Here is a 1,217-nt window from a genome sequence, read left to right as displayed (position 1 = left end):
CTTGAAGATGATCCTGATTTTGTCAATGATGACCCGTATGGCAAGGGCTGGATTTATAAAATCAAGCCTAACAATATGGCGGATGTCGAAAAATTACTTTCAAGCAGTGAATATGAAGCAGGTTTATAATCCTGTTTTAAATAAAAAAATCAGTCTTTAGGGGCTGATTTTTTTATTTCGGATAATTTTAATTAAAAAAATCATTATAAATTCACAATATGATATTAAGACCCAATAAAAACACTCTTATTTATTAAACTATTCTATTATATTCTTACACTGCTGTACTTTTTGGGAATATTCTTCTAGAATTAACCCCAGCCAACGATAAGCTGACTTATCTTCAATTACAAAAAATAATTTATAACTAAAAAAATAATGAGCTCGATAAGCCTCTTTAGTCGTCTTTTTCTTATAAATTTAGGTAAATCATGACTCCAGTAAATACACAACAGTTATGGAATAAATCCTTTATTCTGTGTCTGGCCAATAACTTGTTTTTATTTATCTTTTATTTTGCCCAAACCACTATCCTACCGATTTATATTTTAAAAAACCTGCATGGAACTTTAGCTCAGGCAGGTCTGGCCATGACGCTATTTATGGCATCCTCGATTGCTGTTCGCCCCTTTAGTGGTTTAATTATTGAAAAAATCGGACGCAAAAAAGCCCTTTATATTTCAGAGACTTTATTCTGTCTTTTTTCATTTGCCTATATTTTTGCAGATAGTCTGAACCTACTTTTGGCCATTCGGCTGTTGCATGGGATTTGGTTCAGTATTTTAACCACGGTAGCGGTTCCTATTGCCAATGACTTTATTCCTGCACAGCGTAAAGGTGAAGGTATGGGCTATTTTGTCATGTCTATTAATTTAGGGATTGTGTTGGGGCCTTTAATCGGTTTGACGCTTATTCAACAACTTTCTTATCCGACCGTTACTGCGATTCTGGCTGCCCTTATTTGTCTGGGCTTTATCTTTTGCTTCCTGATTCCAATTCAAGCAATACCAAAAATGCAGGCCAAACCTGTTAAGCGTAAATTATCCATTCATGACTTTGTTGAAAAGAAAGCTTTGCCCGTTTCGATTATGGCCATGATCATCTCTTTTTCTTATGCCAGCATTATGTCGTTTATTTCCACCTTTGCAGAGTCAAAAAATTTACTGGCTTATGCCAGCTTATTCTTTGTGGTTTTTGCCATTTCCATGATGAGTTTA

Annotated in this window: 1 protein-coding gene and 1 pseudogene; both read left to right on the top strand. The window is 34.8% G+C overall.

Annotated elements, in window-relative coordinates:
• A pseudogene (locus B2Y23_RS01615) lies at positions 1-129 on the top strand (glycine cleavage system protein H); the annotation flags it as partial.
• Positions 130-431: 302 nt separating this feature from the next.
• Positions 432-1,217, top strand: a 786-nt coding sequence (locus tag B2Y23_RS01610; protein WP_291368615.1) for an MFS transporter, incomplete at its 3' end; no start/stop codon positions are given.

The sequence above is a fragment of the Acinetobacter sp. UBA5934 genome (assembly GCF_002430855.1).
Lineage (GTDB): Bacteria > Pseudomonadota > Gammaproteobacteria > Pseudomonadales > Moraxellaceae > Acinetobacter.
The sequence above is the reverse complement of the archived record's forward strand: the minus strand, read 5'-3'. Positions and strand labels throughout refer to the sequence as shown.